We start from the raw sequence: 19927 nt of genomic DNA, 5'->3' as shown, positions 1-19927 counted from the left end.
ATAAGCAGCTTCAACCGACCCCGTGGCAGGGCGGTCCCCGGCGCAGGCGGTGCCCATTTTTGGCCTTCACTCAAGGCGTACTTTTCATGCTTTACCCTCAAGAATTCGATGTGATTGTGGTCGGTGGTGGCCATGCCGGAACCGAAGCCGCGTTGGCGGCGGCTCGCATGGGCTGCAAAACGCTTTTGCTCAGCCACAACATCGAGACTCTGGGCCAGATGAGCTGCAACCCCAGCATCGGTGGCATTGGCAAGGGGCACTTGGTCAAAGAGGTTGATGCTTTGGGCGGTGCCATGGCGCTGGCGACCGATGAGGGCGGCATCCAGTTTCGCATTCTCAACAGTTCCAAAGGCCCGGCTGTACGCGCCACCCGCGCCCAGGCCGACCGCATTTTGTACAAAGCCGCTATCCGCCGCATACTCGAGAACCAGCCCAACCTGTGGCTGTTTCAGCAGGCCGTGGATGATTTGATGGTTGAAGGCGACCGGGTGGTCGGCGCCGTGACGCAAGTGGGTATCCGTTTCCGTTCGCGCACCGTGGTGCTGACGGCGGGCACTTTTTTGGATGGCAAGATCCACGTGGGCTTGCAGAACTACGCAGCAGGCAGGGCAGGCGATCCGCCAGCGGTGAGCCTGTCGGCGCGCCTGAAGGAACTGAAGCTGCCGCAGGGGCGCCTCAAGACCGGCACACCGCCGCGCTTGGATGGCCGCACCATCGATTTTTCCAAGTGCTCGGAGCAGCCCGGTGACGGCGTGCCCGGCGGCATGAACCCCGAAGGCGGGGTGCCAGTGTTCAGTTTCATGGGCAAGGCCGAGATGCACCCACAGCAAGTGCCGTGCTGGATCACCCACACCAATGAGCGCACACACGAGATCATTCGATCGGGCTTTGACCGCAGCCCCATGTTCACCGGCAAGATCGAAGGCGTGGGCCCGCGCTATTGCCCAAGCGTGGAAGACAAGATCAATCGCTTTGCCGACAAAGACAGTCACCAGATTTTTCTGGAGCCTGAGGGCCTGACGACCAACGAGTATTACCCCAACGGCATCTCGACCAGCTTGCCATTTGACATCCAGTACGACTTGGTGCGCTCGATGAAGGGCCTGGAAAACTGTCACATCCTGCGGCCCGGTTACGCGATTGAATACGATTACTTTGACCCCCGCTCTCTGAAAAACAGTTTTGAGACTCGGCAGATTAACGGCTTGTTCTTTGCGGGCCAGATCAACGGCACCACCGGTTACGAAGAAGCTGCGGCCCAGGGTTTGTTTGCGGGCATCAATGCCGCTTTGCAATGCCGTGGTGAAGCAGCCTGGACGCCCGCACGCGACCAAGCTTATCTGGGCGTGTTGGTGGACGACCTGGTGACCCAGGGCGTGACCGAGCCCTACCGCATGTTCACCAGCCGGGCGGAGTTCCGCCTGCAGCTGCGCGAAGACAATGCCGATGCGCGCCTGACCGAAGTGGGCCGACAGATGGGCCTGGTGGATGATGCCCGTTGGGACGCGTTCAGTCGAAAGCGTGATGCTGTTTCACGTGAAACAGAGCGCCTAAAGTCCACCTGGGTGAACCCGCGCAACTTGCCAGCGGCCGAATCTGAGCGTGTGCTGGGCAAGACCATTGAGCACGAGCACAACCTGTTCGACCTGTTGCGTAGACCGAATGTGAGCTACCCAGCGCTGATGTCGTTGGACGGCGGGCGCATGGCCAGTGCAGATGTTTCACGTGAAACGCTGGGTGACTTGAGCCCCTCGGTGATCGAGCAGGTAGAGATCGCCGCCAAGTATTCCGGCTACATCGACCGTCAAAAAGGGGAGGTGGAGCGGGCCGCGTTTTACGAACACTTGCGCCTGCCCGAGAGTCTGGACTACATGCAGGTGTCGGCGCTGTCCATTGAAGCGCGCCAAAAGTTGGCCAAACACCGGCCCGAAACATTGGGCCAGGCGTCGCGCATCTCAGGCATCACACCGGCCAGCGTTTCGCTGTTGATGATCCACTTGAAAAAGGGTGGCTTCAAGGGCTTTATGCAAAACGCAGAGGAAAGTCAGACCGCATGAGTGCCAATCTTGCGCAAGGCCTGAGCGCTGGGGTGCAGGCGTTGGGTCTGAATTTGTCGCCCGATCAGCAGCAACGCTTGTTGGACTACATGGTGTTGATTCAGAAATGGACCAAGGTTTACAACCTCACCGCTGTCCGCGACCCTGCAGAGATGCTGACGCACCATTTGCTCGACAGCTTGACGGCCATTGCGCCTTTGACCCGCCACACGAAGGGGCAGGCCATTCGGGTGCTGGATGTGGGCTCGGGCGGTGGTTTACCTGGGGTGGTGTTGGCCATCTGCATGCCCGAGGTCAACGTGACCTGTGTGGACACAGTGGCCAAGAAAGCCGCGTTTGTGCAGCAAGTGGCGGTGAGCCTGAAGTTGCCCAATTTGCGCGGCATTCATGCACGGGTCGAATCCCTGACCGACCCTTATCAGGTGGTTTGTTGCCGTGCTTTTGCCTCTTTGCCTGACTTTGTGACCTGGTCACGCTCGGCGCTGGCTGAAGATGGTGTGTGGATGGCCATGAAAGGCAAACACCCGCAAGAGGAAATTGACGCTTTGCCCGAGGGTGTGAAAGTGTTTCACGTGGAACCATTGACGGTGCCTGGTTTGGCTGTGGACCGGTGCATGGTGTGGATGAAGCCTGAATTGGCGCCTACAGCTTGATGTGGCTTTGAGAACGCCAGAGCATGAAACTCTGGCGTTTCTCGCAAAACGGCGCTTTTGCGAGTTGCGGATCCAAGGTGTTTGCAAGGGTGTTTCACGTGAAACAGGTGTTTTGCTGTGCATGTGCTGAACAAGCTATCACTTACACTCAGGCCATCCTTCTATAAAGAAACCCATGTTCGGTATTTCCGATTACGGCGCGTTTGCCGCAGCTTTTGTCCTGTTGTTGTTCTTGCCAGGTCCGGGTAATCTGGCGTTGATCAGCTCGGCCAGCAAAGGGGGCTTGGCGGGGGGCTTGGCTTCGGTCTTGGGCTTGTTGGTGGGGGACCAGATTTTGCTGTGGTTGACGGTGGCCGGGGTGGCGGCTTTGCTGAAAACCTATCCGACCTTGTTCATGGCTTTGCAGTGGTTGGGTGCGGCGTATCTGGCTTGGTTGGGTTACAAAATGATCATGGCCAAGCCGGGTGAGGGGCCCAGCATTCAGATCACGCCCGGTCATTATTTTCGCGAAACCCTGTTCATCACCTTGCTCAACCCCAAGGCCATCATGTTTTATTTCGCATTTTTCCCGCAGTTCATTGACCCCGTCCACCATCAGGGGTGGATCACTTTTGCTGTGATGGCCTTGACCATTGCGGTCTTGGGCTTCGTTTATTGTTTTGCTGTGGTGCTGATGACGCACCATATGGCCGAACGCATTCACTCCAACCCCCGGTTTTCTGGCTTTTTGCAAAAACTGGCAGGCCTGTGCCTGATCGGTTTCGGGCTCAAAATGGTCGTGGCCAAATGAGTTTTGGCCGGGTCGCCGTACCACTTTTTTGAAAGCTGTTCATGTTCTTTGGCATCTCTGACTATGGTGCGTTTGTGGCGGCCATCATTTTGTTTCTTGCCATTCCCGGACCCGGCAACCTCGCCTTGATCACCTCCACCAGCAAGGGCGGGGTCGCTGGTGGCCTGATGGCCACCTTGGGCGTTATCTTGGGCGACCAGGTGCTCATGTGGCTGGCTGTGGCGGGTGTGGCCGCGGTGCTGGTCACCTATCCCACCGCCTTCACTGCCATCCAGTGGTTGGGCGCTGTGTACTTGGCCTGGCTGGGCTGGAAGATGCTGTCGGCCAAACCCGGCGATGCACCCGTGATGAATATTCGTCCTCGCCAATACCTGCAGCAAGCTTTGGCGATCACACTGCTCAATCCCAAGGCCATTGTTTTTTATATGGCTTTTTTCCCGCTGTTTGTGGACCCTCAAACCCATCTGGGTTGGATCAGTTTCGGCGTCATGGCCGCAACCATCGCGGGTCTGACCTTTCTTTACGGCTTGGCCATGACGTTACTGACTTATCACCTGGCTGAGCGCATGCGAACGAATCCACGGGTCGTGCGTGTGTTCGAGAAATTGGCGGGTGTTTTTCTTGTGGGTTTTGGCATCAAGTTGGCCATTTCCAAATAACCGGGGCAGATTCTCATGGCCAAAATCTTTTGCATTGCCAACCAAAAAGGTGGTGTGGGCAAAACCACCACCACCGTCAACCTTGCTGCCGGTTTGGCCAAGGTGGGCCAACGTGTTTTGTTGATTGATCTGGACCCCCAGGGCAATGCCACCATGGGTTCAGGCATTGACAAGCGGCAGCTTGAGCTGAGTGTGTACGACGTCTTGCTGGAGTCGGCATCGATTGCCGAGTCCGTGGTGCGTGCCGAAAAATGTGGCTACGACGTGCTCAGCGCCAACCGCGAGCTGGCTGGCGCCGAGGTGGAGCTGGTGCAGCTCGAACACCGTGATCAGCGCCTGAAAACCGCCTTGGTCGCTGTTGATGCGCGATACGATTTTGTGCTGATCGATTGCCCACCGTCTTTGTCCATGCTCACGCTCAACGGCCTGTGCTCGGCCCATGGTGTGATCGTGCCCATGCAGTGCGAATACTTTGCCTTGGAAGGTTTGACGGATTTGGTCAACACCATCAAGCAGGTGCACGCCAACTTGAACAAGGACCTCAAAATCATTGGTTTGCTGCGTGTCATGTTCGACCCGCGCATCACGCTTCAGATGCAAGTCAGCGACCAGCTCAAGGCGCATTTTGGCGACAAGGTCTTTGACACCGTGATCCCGCGCAATGTGCGTTTGGCCGAAGCGCCCAGTTATGGTCTGCCTGGTGTGGTGTTTGACCCTTCGGCCAAGGGCAGCTTGGCTTATGTGGAGTTTGCCCGCGAGATGGTCAAACGCGCACCGAGTTTGTGAGGGCGGTATGAAAGACGCCACGGTATTGATTTTGCCGGACTGGCAGGGTAGCGGACCTGAGCATTGGCAAATGCATTGGGTGCGCCACCATGGGGCCATGCTGGTGGAACAAGACGATTGGCTGCGTCCGCGCCGAGGCGATTGGCTGGCGCGCTTAGACGAGGTGGTGATCGATACCCCTGGAGATTTGTTCTTGGTGGCACAGGGTTTGGGCTGTCTTCTGGTGGCGGCTTGGGCGGCGTTTTCCCTGCATACAGCGCGCGTTCGCGGGGCTTTGTTGGTCGCACCGATCGACGTTGAATCTCACGATATGAAAAATTCATGCCCCGGTTGGGTGCCTGTGTTGAGAGCCCCTTTGCCCTTTGCCAGCACAGTGGTGGGCCCGATCAACGATCCATCCGATCATGCACAAGGTTTGGCATCCAATTGGGGTTCAAATTGGATCGAAAGTGTTCAAGTGGCGCCGTTTGGTGCCGATTCCTATTTAAACGGCTGGCCGCAAGGCCGCAAGCTGTTACAGACATGAAGAAAGATTGACCATGGTCACGAAAAAACCCAAAGGCCTGGGCCGTGGATTGGAGGCGCTGCTCGGCCCCAAAGTGCAGGAAGTTCCTGATACGGCGGCGAGCGTCGAAAGCGGAGTACCGAGCCAGTTGTCACTGGATCAGATGGTGGCGGGCATGTACCAACCGCGCACACGCATGGACGAGGGGGCCTTGTACGAGTTGGCCGAGTCCATCAAGGCCCAAGGCATCATGCAGCCGATTTTGGTGCGCCAACTGAAGGACGGCCCTCACGCAGGCAAATACGAAATCATTGCCGGTGAGCGGCGCTTTCGCGCCAGCAAACTGGCGGGCTTGGACCGTGTGCCGGTGCTGGTGCGTGATGTGCCCAACGAGGCCGCAGCGGCCATGGCGCTGATCGAGAACATCCAGCGAGAAGACCTCAACCCCCTGGAAGAAGCGCAAGGCCTGCAACGCCTGATCCGTGAATTTGGCCTGACGCACGAAAGTGCTGCGCAAGCGGTGGGCCGCTCACGCAGTGCGGCCAGCAATTTGCTGCGGCTGCTCAATTTGGCCGAGCCTGTGCAGACCATGTTGATGGCGGGTGACTTGGACATGGGCCATGCCCGTGCCTTGTTGTCATTGGACAAAGCCGCGCAGATCACCGCAGCCAACCAGATCCACGCCAAAAAATTGTCGGTGCGTGAGGCAGAAAGCCTGGCCAAAAAGCTGGCGGCCGAATTCAACCTGGTGGCGCAAAAGCCCAAAAAAGAAAAGTCCCGCGACATCCGGCGGGTTGAAGAAGAACTGTCCGATCTTTTGATGGCCGAGGTCGAAGTGCGCGTCAAAAAACGCGTCAAGCGCCAAGGCAAGCTGGAAGAAATGGGTGAGTTGTCGATCCAGTTCGGATCGCTGGACGAGCTCAATGGCCTGATTGAGAAGTTGCGCGCTTGACGGTTTAATCCATGGGTCAAAGACAGCGCTGGTCAGGGCAACTATGGCGCACCTTGTTTCGCCCAGATGGTTTTTTGCGTCAAGAAATGCTGACCATCTACCTGTGCTTGGTGGGGGTCACCACATTTTTTGGTTACCTGTTCACCCCTGAGCCTCAGGTGGCCCAAGCCAATTTGTGGGTCTGTGTCCTGTCGGGTCTTTTGATGGTCGGGGTGCGCGTCCGCTTGCTTTTTGAAGCCATCGTGCACGCACTGACGGCGATCACGGTCTTGTTGATTTTTTACACCGCCATGCAGACCGGTGGCATCAACTCCACGGCGGTGGTTTGGCTCAATGTCTTGTCGGTGCCGGTGCTGTTGATGTTGGGGCGCAGGGCCACGATGGTGTGGATTGGGTTGATTTTGATGCTCATCTTGGCCTTGACCGTGATGACCTGGCAAGGATGGGTCGGCAGCCATGTTCAGTTGTCGCATTCGGTGATGACCTGGGCCTGGCTGAACCACTTGTTGGCCCTGCTGAACCTGATGATGGGTGTGCGTATTTATGAGCATTTGCAGCAACTGCAGTTGCGCAAGTTGAAACAGCGCAACGATGACATTTTGGCGACCCATCAAGCACTGATCCAGGCGCAAGCCCACAAGGATGAGTTTGTGGCGGCGGTGGGGCATGAGTTGCGCACACCCATGAATGCGATATTGGGGTTCAACGGTGTTTTGCGCAAAGAATTGGCCGATGACCCCGAACAGCTGGCGGTGGTGGGGCACATTCGCCGCTCTACCGAGCATTTGCTGCAGGTGGTCAATGACATCTTGGATTTTTCGCAGCTGCAGGCAGGCCAATTGCGCTTGAACCCAGCCGATTTCGATCTGAGCGCGCTGCTCCTAGAGTTGAAAAAACGACATGGGGACAAGGCTCAGAACAAAGGGCTGACCTTGCACATCGACAGTGCCCCTGACTTGCCGACACGGCTGCATGGCGATCGGCTGCGCTTGCTGCAAATTTTGAACAACTTGATCGACAACGCCATCAAGTTCACCCATGCAGGACAGGTCACCGTCAAGCTCATGCCGCAGGGTGATCAATTGCGCGTTGAAGTCCATGATGCCGGTCGCGGCATCGCGGTCGAGCGTCAACCCTATATTTTTCGGCGGTTTGAACACGCCGACGTGCAAACCAACCGTGCCTACGGTGGAACAGGTTTGGGCTTGACGCTGTGTGAAAAACTGACCGCCTTGCATGGGGGCCAAATTGGCGTGGTCAGCCAACTGGGTCGTGGCGCCATGTTTTGGTTTGAAATCCCTTTGCAAGCCGCGCTCAAGGCAGCGGCACCTGAAACGTCGTCAGACGATGGCGGATCAGATGAGGCGCTGAAAATTTTGGTGGTGGATGACAACCGTGTCAACTTGATGGTGGCGCAATTGCAGCTGAAAAAATGCTGGCCCCATGCGCTCATCACCACCGTTGAAAGTGGACGCCAAGCTTTGCAAGTGCTTGAAACTCAAATCTTCGATGTGGCCTTGGTGGACATGGTCATGCCGGACATGGACGGCATGCAGTTGACCCAGCACATTGGCGCGCATTTTCCGCGAATGGCCCAGGAAATGCCTATTTTGGCTTTGACCGCCAACACCAACCCGGTGGACCGCGACCGCTGTTTGTCCGCGGGCATGAAAGACGTGCTCCACAAGCCCATGGACACTTTGACCTTGGTGCGTGCGGTGAGTCTGCATGTCCGCTTGGCGCGGGAGGTCAAAACGTGAAGGCCAGTTCCAAGGTTCAATACTGGCTGCCACGAATACTGGCTCAATTGCCTGCGCGTTTTCAGCAGGGCAAGATGCCCTATGCCTTCTTTTTTGCTCTGACCGTGATTGGGGTGTTGTTGGCGTACGCCGTCCTTAGCCCTTATCCCTACGCGTCGGTCATCTTCAGCCTGTTTGCTGCTTTTTTGATGGGTTTGTTGTGGCGTGTCCATCGCGGTATGTCGCTGGATCTGGCCGTCAATTTGGCAACGGGTTTGGGGGCCTGTGTTTTGCTTTATGGCGTGTGGGTTGCCGGTGGTATTTACTCGCCACGTTTGGCTTGGTTGTTGGTGTTGCCGCTCACGCCCTTTTATGTGATTGGGCGCAAGGCCGGTATTTTCTGGACGGCGGTGGTGTTGGCACTTCAGCTGTTGACTGTTGCCGCTAACCACATGGGGTGGATCACGCCTTTTGAGACGGGCATGGCCCATGTGCTGTCTTCATTCATGACCTATGCCTTGGTCACCTGTGTGCTGATTGTGGTGCCTCTGATGTACGACCATGTCTACAGGGAGGCCTTGGAGCTTGGCAAAAGCCACCAGCGTGAGCTGGAGGAACGCCAACAAGAGTTGATGCACAGCGCGCAAATGCGTGAACATTTCATTGCGCTGGTCAGCCACGAGTTGCGCACACCGATGAACGCGATATTGGGCTTCAACGCCTTGTTGTTGGCACGATTGGGCGACAAGCCCGAGGCACGCAAAGTGCTCAACCACACCCGCCAATCGGCAGACCACTTGATGACGGTCATCAACGACATCTTGGATTACTCGCAGCTGCAGGCGGGCCAGTTGGTGATTCAGCCCGAGACGTTTGAGTTGCGCAAGACCATTGAAAACGCGTTCGAGTTGTTTTTACCCCGCGTCAAGAGCATGGACTTGGTCTACCGCATGGAGATCGATGAGGGTTTGCCGCAATGGGTTCATACAGATCGCCACCGGCTGATGCAGGTGCTGGTCAATTTGTTGGGCAATGCCCTCAAATTCACCCATCAAGGCCGCGTGGTTTTGCGTGTGCAGTGGCAAAACCCAGGCGTTTTATTTTCGGTACAAGACACCGGTATTGGCATCCCGCAAGACCGGCAGGCCCAAATTTTCAGCCGATTCAGTCAAGCCAATGGTGACATCCAATCGCTGTATGGCGGCAACGGGTTGGGCTTGGCGATTTCACGCACCTTGGTCCACCTGCTCGGAGGCGAGATCGACTTCGAAAGCAAGCACGGCCAAGGCTCTCGTTTTTGGTTTCATTTGCCGCTGGCGGCCAGTGCCGCGCCCAGCACTCAGGAGCACACGCCCAATCAGCTGCTTCATACCCGTTCAGTGCCGTGGCGGTTTTTGATTGTGGATGACCACCCCGTGAACCGTTTGCTGGCCCGCCAGGTGTTGAAAAACGCTTGGCCTGATAGCGTCATCGAGGAGGCGGGTGATGGTCAACAAGCGCTGGACGTGTTGCAGACAAAGGCCTTTGACCTGGTCTTGATGGACATGGTCATGCCCGTCATGGATGGAATTGAGGCCACGCAATGGATTCGCCAGCAATTGCCCATGCCAGCCCAAAACGTGGTCATTTTGGGTTTGACCGCCAATGTCAACCCGGTGGATCTGGAGGCATTCAAGAGCAAGGGTTTGAACGACGTGATGCTCAAACCCTTTGTGCCTGAGCACATGTGCGCCAAAGTTGAGCATTGGCTGCTGCACAGAGGATGATGGCCATGTTCAAGAGTTTGCGTAAATTTCGCTGGGTTGCGCCGCCGTCAAGTTTTGAAGAAAAAATCCACACCCTGCAAAGAGTTTGGTTTTTGCGGGGGTTCCTCTGGGTTCAGGTGTTCGTGGCGGTGTTGTACTTCTTGCTGCCGCAATCGATCTACGACCCGACCATCCATCTGCTGGCTTTGGGCGTGTATCTGAGCATGCTGGTGGCTTTGCGCCAACGCGTGCCGACCGATCTCATCACGCATGTGGTTTTGTTGGTCACTTTGGGCTACATCGCTTGGGTGGCTGCGCAGACAGGCGGCATCAATGCCGTGGTGATGATCTGGATGACGGTGGTGATCTTGCCCGCTACCTTGTTGCTGGAGCGCTCAGGGGCCATTTTTTGGACGCTGGTGGCGGTGTTGTTCAACTTGGCGTTCATGGGGCTGACGAACGCAGGTTGGATGGGCAGCCAAGTGAGCATGGCGCCAGAACTGGCGGCTTGGACCTGGAGTCACAAAGTGCTGGTCGTGGGCATGGCCATGGTGGTCGTTTGGGTGGCTGAACGCATGCACAGCCACCAGGTGGAGCAATTGGACCAAAGTAACTTGGCGCTGGAAAAAACAGCGCAGGCCTTGCGGCAGGCGCAGGCCCACAAGGACGAGTTCATTGCCTCGGTCGGCCATGAGTTGCGCACCCCCATGAATGCGATCTTGGGGCTCAACGGCCTCTTGAAATCAGCACTTTCAAACCGGCCAGAAGACGTCGAGATCGTGGGGCACATCCGTACATCGACCGAGCAACTTTTGGGCTTGGTCAATGACATTTTGGATTTTTCGCAACTGCAAGCGGGCCACTTGTCCGTGCGTGACGACCGTTTTGACCTGTGTGAAACGGTGCGATCGGTGGTGCACACCTTTGAGGCGCAAGCCAGCATGAAGGGCTTGTCTTTGAGTTTGGCGTGCCATCAGGTGCAAGGTGAGTGGGTACGAGGGGATCGTCAAAGGTTGCAACAGGTGCTGAAGAACTTGTTGGACAACGCGTTCAAATTCACCCATGAAGGTCAAGTGCAGGTGCGCATCCAACGGCAGGTGCTGGGCTATCGGTTTGAGGTTGAAGACACGGGCATTGGCATTGCCCAAGAGCGCCAGCAGCAGGTGTTTAACCGTTTTGAGCATGCCGATGCGCAAACCAACCGGGAATATGGCGGTGCGGGTTTGGGCTTGTCGATTTGTGAACGCTTGGTCAGCTTGCAAGGCGGACACATTGGCGTGAGCAGCCTGCTGGGGCAGGGCACCTTGTTTTGGTTTGACCTGCCGCTGGGCAGCACGGAGCCCGACCTCGCACCTCGTGCGCAGCCGACCTTGAGTGGCTGGCGCATCTTGTTGGTCGACGACAACGCTGTGAATTTGATGGTGGCGCGAATGATGCTGCTCAAGTTGTTGCCGCAAGTGCAGATCACGGAAGCGGTCAGCGGCACCATGGCCTTGCAATGTTTGCGGGATCAGCGTTTTGACTTGGTGCTGATGGACATGGTCATGCCCGAGATGGATGGCTTGGCCGTGACACACACATTGCGCACCACGTTTGCTGCGCCGGTATGCCATGTGCCCGTTTTGGGCCTCACGGCCAGCACGCACCCCGAGGACCGCGACCGTTGTTTGGCGGCCGGCATGAACGATGTGTTGAACAAGCCCTTGGATGAGGCCCAGTTTATGGCCCAGATAGCGCAGCTGTCCCAGCAAGTCCACGCCCATGCGGATGGTGACACCAGATGAAACCCTTCTTTCTGGACAATGTGTTGGAGCGCATCGTGCCTTACTTGCCTGCGCGTTTCAGACCTGGGCGACTGCCGTACATGTTCACTTTGGTCGTGATCATGATGGTGGTCATGGTGATGGTGGCCTTGGTGACGCCCTATAACCATGGCATTCCCATTCCCTTGGCGTTTGCGTTTGTCTTGCTGTTGTTGGTGGTGGCTTTCAGTTGGGGCATGCCGATGTCGACCGTCGTTCATTTGGGGGCGTTGGCTGGTTTGGTTCAGGTCACTTATGCGGCGTGGGTGTCTGGCGGTATTTTTTCACCCCGGCTGGCTTGGTACACCTTGATACCGTTGGTGCCTTTTTATGCCATTGACAGGCGCGCAGGCCTGTTTTGGGTGGGGGCCATTTTGGCCATGTTGAGCGCCATGCTGTGCGTCACTTGGTTGGGTTGGTTGCCCCCAAACCCGACAGTTGGCCTGAGCCAAACCCGCTCGTCTTTTGCCAGCAACACGTTCACCATGTTGCTGATTTTGTCGGTGGTATTTTTGTACGATGGTCTGTACCGCAAAGCCTATCAAGAACGTCGCAATCGACAGCTGCAATTGCAAGAGCGCCAGCAAGAGCTGGAGCGGACCTCCGCGTTGCGCGAGCAGTTCATTGCCACGGTCAGCCATGAATTGCGCACACCGATGAATGCCATTTTGGGCTTTAATGACATGCTGTTGGCCCGGTCGCAAGACAATCCACAAGCCCTCAAAATTTTGAACCACACACGGCAATCGGCGGACCACCTGATGACCGTCATCAACGATGTGCTGGACTATTCGCAATTGCAGGCGGGCAAGATACGCGTTCAGTACGAGACATTTGACTTGCACAACACGGTACACAACGCGTTTGATTTGTTCAATTGGCGTGTCAAAAGCATGCACCTGGACTACCGCTGCGATATCGCCCACGACGTCCCGCAATGGGTCCATACAGACCGCCATCGGTTGATGCAAATTTTGGTGAATTTGCTGGGCAATGCCATCAAGTTCACCCACTTGGGCCATGTCACGCTTGGTGTGGCCGTCAAAGATGTGGCCGGCGATTCTGGTGCAAGGACAGAGCTTGTGTTCAGCGTGCAAGACAGTGGTATAGGTATCGCTGACGACCAAAAATCGCGCATTTTTGAGCGCTACATTCAAGCGAGTGATGACATCCAGTCGCGCTATGGTGGCACGGGCTTGGGCCTGTCGATCACGCAGCGCTTGGTTGAACTGCTGGGTGGAAAAATTGGATTTGACAGCACCTGGGGCCAAGGCTCGACCTTCTGGTTCAGCTTGCCACTGTCGGCACAGGCTGCGCCACCTCAAGCCGTGGCCAGCGCTGGTGTTTTGACCAACACCCGGCTGCAGCGCTTGAATTTTCTGGTGGTCGACGACCACCCCATCAACCGGTTGTTGGTGAAAAAGGTGCTGACCAACCATTGGCCAGACAGCCAAGTGGTGGAGGCTGAAGATGGCACGCAGGCCATGGCGGCGGTTCAGAAGGGCCGTTTTGACGCGATTTTCATGGACATGGTGATGCCCAAGATGGATGGCATTGAAACCACGCAGGCGCTGCGCAGCGATCGCGACGAAGCCACACGCAACACCCCGGTGCTGGGGCTGACGGCCAACGTCAACCCGCAAGACTTGGAGCGCTTCAAGGCCGTAGGCCTGAACGATGTCATGCTCAAGCCTTTTGACCCGGTGCAGTTGTGTACCCAAGTCGAAGCTTTGATTTTGAACCGCCGGCCCGCTGTCGGGGTCTGAGTCCCGGTGCCATGCGCCACCTCAGAAGCTTTGCCACAGAACGCTGCGCCTAGCGGTGAGGGGTGCGAGGATCAAAATCCTTGTGACATGAACGTGAATGCTGAGAGAAACACATGCTGAAAAAATGGCTGAGTGATGCGTCGCTGTCGACGGTCGTTGCGGGCTTTGTGGCCGTCCTGGTGGGGTTTACCAGTTCGGCGGCCATTGTTTTTTCGGCTGCACAGGCCTTGGGTGCCAACGAGGCGCAAACAGCTTCCTGGATGTGGGCACTGGGTTTGGGCATGGGGGGGACCAGTTTGGTGATGAGCCTTTGGTACCGGCAACCGGTGTTGACGGCTTGGTCAACGCCGGGTGCGGCGGTGTTGGCGGTGACGCAGGGCATCACCTTGCCAGAAGCCACAGGGGCTTTTATGGTGAGCGCTTTGCTGATCATGGTGGCGGGTTACAGCGGTCTGTTTGAGCGTTGGATGGCACGGATTCCCTTGGCTTTGGCCAGTGCCTTGCTCGCGGGGGTTTTGGCCCGCTTTACTCTGGATGCTGTGGGGGCGGTTGGTCAAGCGCCGGTTTTGGTTCTCTGCATGACCGGTGCCTATCTGTTGGGGCGTCGCTTTTTCCCCCGATGGGCGGTGCCGGGTGTGCTTGTTGTCGGCATGGTGGTGGCTGCGTTGCAGGGCCAATTGAATGCAGCGCAGATGGTCTGGGCATGGGCAACGCCGGTGTGGGTGTCTCCCGAGTGGCGACTGGGCGCCATGGTCAGTGTGGCCTTACCGCTTTTCATTGTGACCATGGCATCGCAAAACCTGCCAGGCGTGGCAGCGCAGCGCAGCGCCGGTTACAACACGCCGATTTCGCCCGTGATCGGTGTCACGGGGTGGGTCACCTTGCTGCTGGCCCCTTTTGGGGGGTATGCGCTGAATTTGGCCGCCATCACAGCGGCCATTTGCATGGGCCGTGAAGCGCATGCCGATCCCGCACGCCGGTACACGGCCTCGGCAGCGGCCGGACTTTTTTACATTCTTTTGGGCTTGGCCGGCGCATCCATTGTCAGTTTGCTGGCCGCTTTCCCCAAGGCCATGGTGTTGGCCGTTGCGGGGTTGGCCTTGGTCAGCACCATCGCGTCGAGCCTTTCAACGGCCATGAAAGACGAGGGCCACCGTGATGCAGCCTTGTTGACTTTTCTGGTGACCCTCTCGGGTCTGAGCATGGCGGGGGTGGGCGCTGCTTTTTGGGGTCTGCTGGTGGGGATCGTGGCACTTTGGGCCCTGCCTGCGCGCAAGGCCTGAGTCGGCCTTGCCTGCGCAAACGGCCTGGGTCATCACATCGAGAAAATCTTTCCCGGATTCATGATGTTGTGCGGGTCCAGCGCCCGCTTGATGGTGCGCATCATGTCGACGGCGCCTTCGCCAGTTTCGGTGCGCAAGAAGTCCATCTTGTGCAGGCCAATGCCGTGCTCGCCGGTGCAGGTGCCGCCCAGGCGCAGGGCGCGGCTGACCAGTTGTTGGTTCAAGGCCTCAGCCGTTTCGCACTCTTGGGGGTTGTTGGGGTCGATCAAATAGCCAAAGTGGAAGTTGCCGTCGCCGACATGGCCCACCAGGAAATAGGGGATGCCGCTGGCATCGGTTTCGGTGATGGAGTCGAGCAGGCAATCGGCCAAGCGGCTGATGGGCACGCAGGTGTCGGTGCTGATGGCGCGGCAGCCGGGCTTGCTTTGGATGGCTGCAAAGTAGGCGTTGTGCCGTGCGGTCCACAGGCGCGTGCGCTCTTCGGGGGTGGTGGCCCATTCAAACGAATTGCCACCAAATTCGCTGGCAATCTCTTGCACGGTTTCGGCTTGTTCCTTGACGCCCGCGGGCGAGCCGTGGAATTCCATCAGCAGCATCGGCTCTTCGCGCAGGCCCAGCTTGGCGTAAGCATTGACCATGCGCACGCTGTTGTGGTCGAGCAATTCCACCCGCGCGATCGGCACGCCCAGCTGGATGGTTTGGATGACGGTGCGCACTGCAGCCTCGATGCTGGGGAAGGAGCAAATGGCGGCCGAGATGGCTTCTGGCAAGGGGTACAGGCGCACAGTGACTTCGGTGATCACGCCCAGCGTGCCTTCGCTGCCCACCATCAGGCGCGTCAGGTCATAACCGGCGCTCGACTTTTTGGCGCGGGTGCCGGTGCGGATGATTTCGCCTGAAGAGGAGACCACTTCCATGGCCAGCACGTTTTCGCGCATGGTGCCGTAGCGCACGGCGTTGGTGCCGCTGGCGCGGGTGGCGCTCATGCCGCCAATGGTCGCGTCCGCACCCGGGTCGATCGGGAAGAACAGTCCGGTGGACTTGATCTCTTCGTTCAGTTGCTTGCGCGTCACACCCGGCTGCACCGTCACCGTCAGGTCTTCGGCGTTGATGGACAGCACCTTGTTCATGCGCATCAGGTCGATGCTGATGCCGCCTTGCACGGCCAGCAAATGACCCTCAAGGGAAGAGCCCACACCAAAGGGGATGACGGGCACTTTGTATTCGGCGCACAGCTGGACAGCATCGGCCACGTCTTGTGTGCTTTCGGCAAACACCACCGCCGCAGGAGGGGGCACCGTGGTGAAGGCCGATTCGTCGCGCCCGTGCTGCTCGCGCACCACGAGGGCGGTGGAGCAGTTGTCGCCAAAGTGGGCCTTCAACGCGGCCAAAAAAGCTTCAGGCACGGTGCGTTGCGCAATTTCAGGGGCCAGGTGGGCGGCAGAGGTGGGGGCGTTCATGGGGTGTCTCCAGTGGTGGCGGGGCATGGCCGCCAAACATGCGAAAACGCAGTTTACGCCGCAAACAATGGCCTTGCTGTCCTTTGTCAGACAAGGGGCAGCCAGTTGGCTGACAATTGCCCTTCTTCGTAGGAGCGGTCTCCGACCGCGAAAGCATGAGCTGGGCTCACCATCGCGGTCAGAGACCGCTCCTACAGGGGGCATGTGCAAAACCATCTGGGTGGACCCTTTGAACCCGATCGCGCACGCAACCGCCAACAAAAACGAGGATTTTTCTCATGGGCAACCGACTCACACAAATCGCCACCCGCACCGGGGACAACGGCACCACCGGCTTGGGCAACAACCAGCGCGTGTCCAAAAACAGCTTGCGTGTGCACGCCATGGGTGAGGTGGACGAGCTGAACTCCAACATTGGGGTGCTGCTGTGCGAAGACATGCCTGCCGATGTGCGCGAGGTGCTGGTTGAAGTGCAGCACCAGCTGTTCAATCTGGGCGGTGAGCTGTCGATTCCTGGCTTTGAGCTGCTCAAAGATGAGGCCGTGGCGGCTTTGGACGTGGCCCTTGACCAATACAACGCGCAATTGCCCAAGCTCGAAGAGTTCATCTTGCCTGCTGGCACAAGGGGTGCGTCGCAGGCCCATGTGTGCCGCACCGTGGCGCGCCGGGCCGAGCGCGCTTGTGTGGCCTTGGGCAACGAAGAAGCCCTGAACGACACGCCGCGCCAATACCTCAACCGTTTGTCTGATTTGATGTTCGTGCTGGCCCGTGTGCTCAACCGTATGAATGGCGGAGACGATGTGTATTGGAAAAGCCAGCGCATGAACAAAGACACAGCGGCCTGACACCATGCGCAAGTTTGTGGGTGCTGTGGGTTGGGCGGCCTTGTGCCTGTACGCGCAAGGGCCTGCCGTGGCGGCCCCTTCTTCGGTGGTGCTCAGTTGCGCCGTGGCCTACCTGCCCCAGCGCAGCACCTGGGTGCGCGAGGTGCGCATCGATTGGGACAAAAAAGCCATCCGCAGTTTGCGCATCGATGGCTTGGAGCCGCATGGTTTTTCGCTCACGCCCCAAGGCGTGATGACGGCGGTCGACAACGAGCGCATTCAGATTGACCTCGTCGAGCGCCAATGGCAAAGCGATTTTCGAGGCCATGCCACCGGCCAGGGCCGCTGCGAAACGGCGCCCGACTGAGTGCAGCCCGGCCTGTCACCTAGGTGCATGTCTCAGGGTTCTTGCGCGTGACAGCGCAGCGCAGGCGCTGCTACGCTGCAAGCCATGAACAATGTGACAAGCCCCGCTATTCCTGCACCCCATTTGCCGCAAATCCGGCTGTACCAAAACTGGTTGCGCGACGAGCGCGGCCTGAGCTTTGCGACCTACAACGACCTGTGGCGATGGTCGGTGACCGAGCTCGACGCCTTCTGGCAAAGCATCTGGGATTACTTTGATTTCCAGTCGCCCACGCCGCACACCGCCGTGTTGGCCAACAACGTCATGCCGGGAGCCAAGTGGTTTCCCGGTGCCCAGACCAATTACGCGCACCAGGTGTTGCGCCATGTGCAGCCCGCGCACGAGGCGGGGTTCTTGGCGGTCATCAGCCACAACGAAAAAGGCCTGCGCCGCGAGATGAGTTGGCCCGAGCTGCGCCGCCAGGTTGCTGCCATGGCCTTGCACTTGCAGGCCCAAGGTGTGCAACCGGGTGACCGTGTGGCGGCGTATTTGCCCAATATCCCCGAAGCCATGGTGGCGTTTTTGGCCACCGCCAGCGTGGGCGGTGTCTGGAGCATTTGCGCCCCCGACATGGGCACCAACGCCGTGCTCGACCGCTTCAAGCAGATCGAACCCAAGGTGCTGATCGCAGTGGACGGCGTGAGCTACGGCGGTCGCGACTTTGACCGCATGGGCGTGGTGCAGGAGCTGCGCGACGCGTTGCCCAGCGTGCAGCACGTGGTCATTCACGACAACCTGGGCACACTCGACCTGGCCCATTGCGCCGTGGGTGCCAGCGTGCAGATGTCGGCCATCACCGCGCGTGACGATGCTGCCGTGCAGGCTTTTGAACCCATGTGGTTTCCCTTCGACCATCCGCTGTGGATCGTCTATTCGAGCGGCACCACCGGCCTGCCCAAGCCCATCGTGCATGGCCATGGCGGCACCGTGATCGTAGCGCTGGCCAACAAAATTTTGCACAACGACATCGGCTGCAGTTATCACCCCAACAGTTGGGGTGAGCGTTTTCATTGGTACAGCTCTACCGGCTGGGTGATGTGGAACGCGCAGGTGGCGGGCTTGCTCAACGGTGTGACCTGTGTGATTTACGACGGCAACCCCGGCGGCAGCAAAGACAACCCCGACTGGGGCATTTTGTGGCGCATGGCTGCCGAAGAAAAAGTCACCTTTTTCGGCGCAGGTGCGGCCTACTTTGCCAACTGCCACAAAGCCGGTTTGGACATTTCGCGTTGTGGCAATTTGTCGCGGGTGCGCGCCCTGGGCACGACCGGGTCTCCCTTGTCGCCCGAGACCCAAAGTTGGGGCTTGGAGCAGTTTCAAAAGGTTCGGCTCATGCAAGCGCCAGCAGAGGGCAACGCTAACAACACGCCTGTTATCGCGAGCCAAGTGCGGCAATCTTCTGTCATTACGAGTGAAGCGCGGCAAACTTCTGTCGTTGCGAGCGAAGCGCGGCAATCCTCCGTCATTACGAGTGAAGCGTGGCAAACCTCTGTCATTGCGAGCGAAGCGCGGCAATCCATGGATCGCTTCGTACCTCGCGATGACGGCCAGATGGGCGATGACGGCCAGATGGGCAATGACCGCCAGATGTCCGATGACGGCCAGATGTCCAATGACAGCCAGATGTCCAATGAAGGCCAGATGTCCGATGACGAGAAATCGGGAAGTCACGACGCCATCTGGTGGTGCAACATCTCGGGGGGCACCGACTTTGCGGGCGCGTTTGTGGGTGGCCACCGCGAGCTGCCGCAAGAGCCCGGCGTCATGCAATGCCGCGAACTCGGCTGCGCGGTCGAGGCCTGGAACGAAGCGGGCGAGCCTGTGATCGGCGAGGTGGGTGAGCTGGTCTGCACCCAGCCTATCCCGTCGATGCCGCTTTACTTCTGGAACGACAAGGACAACGCCCGCTATCTCGCCAGTTATTTTGAGATGTATCCCGCAGGCCACGGCCGAAAGCCTGGCGGCGGCGACGGCCCTGCCAGCATGGGCGGCGTCTGGCGGCATGGCGACTGGCTGCGCATCGGCAACGCGCAAGGCATGGGCGAAGGTTGCGTGATCTTTGGCCGCAGCGACGCGACCATCAACCGCTACGGCCTGCGCATGGGCACCAGCGAGCTCTACAGCGCCGTCGAGGCCCTGCCCGAAGTCATGGACTCGATGGTGGTGGATCTGGAGTACCTGGGAAAGGAAAGCTACATGCCGCTCTTTGTGGTGCTGCGCTCGGGCACGGTGCTCGACGACGCGCTCAAGGCCAAGCTCAACAACGCCATCAAAGTGGCCCTCAGCCCGCGCTTCATCCCGAACGAGATCTTCCAGGTCGCCGAGATCCCGCGCACCCTGTCGGGCAAAAAGCAGGAGCTGCCGATCAAGAAGCTCATGCTCGGTCAGCCTTTGGAGAAGGTCGTTAACAGGGATGCCATGGCCAACCCGGGGTGTCTGGACTGGTACGTGGATCTGGCCAAGCGGCATTTGGCCAAGTTGTGAAAACAGCCGAGCTGGC

16 protein-coding genes are annotated in these 19927 nt (G+C 58.3%); 15 read left to right on the top strand and 1 reads right to left on the bottom strand.

The window, feature by feature from the left end:
- Window positions 1-86: 86 nt before the first annotated feature.
- The 12 genes from mnmG to B9Z50_RS15120 all read left to right on the top strand — a co-directional run bounded on the left by mnmG (window position 87) and on the right by B9Z50_RS15120 (window position 14737).
- A complete protein-coding gene (mnmG, locus tag B9Z50_RS15175) occupies window positions 87-2057 on the top strand; it encodes a tRNA uridine-5-carboxymethylaminomethyl(34) synthesis enzyme MnmG (RefSeq protein ID WP_108365593.1) in 1971 nt (656 codons plus the stop codon).
- Window positions 2054-2710 (top strand): 16S rRNA (guanine(527)-N(7))-methyltransferase RsmG, encoded by a 657-nt coding sequence (gene rsmG / locus B9Z50_RS15170; RefSeq protein ID WP_108365592.1) that lies wholly within the window; start codon window positions 2054-2056, stop codon window positions 2708-2710. Before mnmG ends, rsmG begins: the two co-directional genes overlap by 4 nt.
- Before the next feature lie 175 nt (window positions 2711-2885).
- Entirely contained in the window at window positions 2886-3500 is a 615-nt protein-coding gene (locus B9Z50_RS15165; protein ID WP_108365591.1) for a LysE family transporter, read from the top strand.
- 41 nt (window positions 3501-3541) lie between these two features.
- Window positions 3542-4159, top strand: coding sequence for a LysE family translocator (locus B9Z50_RS15160; RefSeq protein ID WP_108365590.1), 618 nt, complete (start codon window positions 3542-3544; stop codon window positions 4157-4159).
- A gap of 15 nt (window positions 4160-4174) precedes the next feature.
- On the top strand, window positions 4175-4945 hold the full coding sequence (locus B9Z50_RS15155) for a ParA family protein (RefSeq protein WP_108365589.1): 771 nt from the start codon (window positions 4175-4177) through the stop codon (window positions 4943-4945).
- Between the two features lie 7 nt (window positions 4946-4952).
- Window positions 4953-5471, top strand: coding sequence for an alpha/beta hydrolase (locus B9Z50_RS15150; RefSeq protein ID WP_108365588.1), 519 nt, complete (start codon window positions 4953-4955; stop codon window positions 5469-5471).
- Between the two features lie 13 nt (window positions 5472-5484).
- Window positions 5485-6402 carry a ParB/RepB/Spo0J family partition protein gene (locus tag B9Z50_RS15145; protein WP_108365587.1) on the top strand — a complete coding sequence of 306 codons (918 nt, stop codon included), beginning with the start codon at window positions 5485-5487 and terminating at the stop codon, window positions 6400-6402.
- A gap of 11 nt (window positions 6403-6413) precedes the next feature.
- A complete protein-coding gene (locus tag B9Z50_RS15140) occupies window positions 6414-8162 on the top strand; it encodes a hybrid sensor histidine kinase/response regulator (protein WP_108365586.1) in 1749 nt (582 codons plus the stop codon).
- On the top strand, window positions 8159-9907 hold the full coding sequence (locus B9Z50_RS15135) for an ATP-binding protein (RefSeq protein WP_108365585.1): 1749 nt from the start codon (window positions 8159-8161) through the stop codon (window positions 9905-9907). Before B9Z50_RS15140 ends, B9Z50_RS15135 begins: the two co-directional genes overlap by 4 nt.
- Before the next feature lie 5 nt (window positions 9908-9912).
- Window positions 9913-11670 carry an ATP-binding protein gene (locus B9Z50_RS15130; RefSeq protein ID WP_158270693.1) on the top strand — a complete coding sequence of 586 codons (1758 nt, stop codon included), beginning with the start codon at window positions 9913-9915 and terminating at the stop codon, window positions 11668-11670.
- Window positions 11667-13454: an ATP-binding protein gene (locus B9Z50_RS15125; RefSeq protein WP_108365583.1), complete on the top strand. Its 1788-nt coding sequence runs from the start codon at window positions 11667-11669 to the stop codon at window positions 13452-13454. Before B9Z50_RS15130 ends, B9Z50_RS15125 begins: the two co-directional genes overlap by 4 nt.
- Window positions 13455-13567: 113 nt before the next feature.
- Complete coding sequence (locus tag B9Z50_RS15120; RefSeq protein WP_108365582.1) at window positions 13568-14737, top strand: benzoate/H(+) symporter BenE family transporter; 1170 nt, start codon at window positions 13568-13570, stop codon at window positions 14735-14737.
- Window positions 14738-14769: 32 nt separating this feature from the next.
- Here B9Z50_RS15120 and B9Z50_RS15115 read toward each other — a convergent pair whose 3' ends face one another.
- A complete protein-coding gene (locus B9Z50_RS15115; protein ID WP_108365581.1) occupies window positions 14770-16197 on the bottom strand; it encodes an FAD-binding oxidoreductase in 1428 nt (475 codons plus the stop codon).
- 278 nt (window positions 16198-16475) lie between these two features.
- Here B9Z50_RS15115 and B9Z50_RS15110 point away from each other — a divergent pair, with 278 nt between their 5' ends.
- The 3 genes from B9Z50_RS15110 (at window position 16476) to B9Z50_RS15100 (ending at window position 19911) form a co-directional block, all read left to right on the top strand.
- A complete protein-coding gene (locus B9Z50_RS15110; RefSeq protein ID WP_108365580.1) occupies window positions 16476-17042 on the top strand; it encodes a cob(I)yrinic acid a,c-diamide adenosyltransferase in 567 nt (188 codons plus the stop codon).
- 4 nt (window positions 17043-17046) lie between these two features.
- Complete coding sequence (locus B9Z50_RS15105; RefSeq protein WP_108365579.1) at window positions 17047-17388, top strand: hypothetical protein; 342 nt, start codon at window positions 17047-17049, stop codon at window positions 17386-17388.
- Window positions 17389-17472: 84 nt separating this feature from the next.
- The gene (locus B9Z50_RS15100; protein ID WP_108365578.1) at window positions 17473-19911 is read left to right on the top strand and encodes an acetoacetate--CoA ligase; all 2439 of its coding nucleotides are present in this window, start codon (window positions 17473-17475) and stop codon (window positions 19909-19911) included.
- Window positions 19912-19927 lie beyond the last annotated feature (16 nt).

The sequence above is a fragment of the Limnohabitans sp. Bal53 genome (assembly GCF_003063355.1).
GTDB lineage: Bacteria > Pseudomonadota > Gammaproteobacteria > Burkholderiales > Burkholderiaceae_C > Limnohabitans_A.
This window is presented reverse-complemented; position numbering and strand designations above follow the sequence as displayed.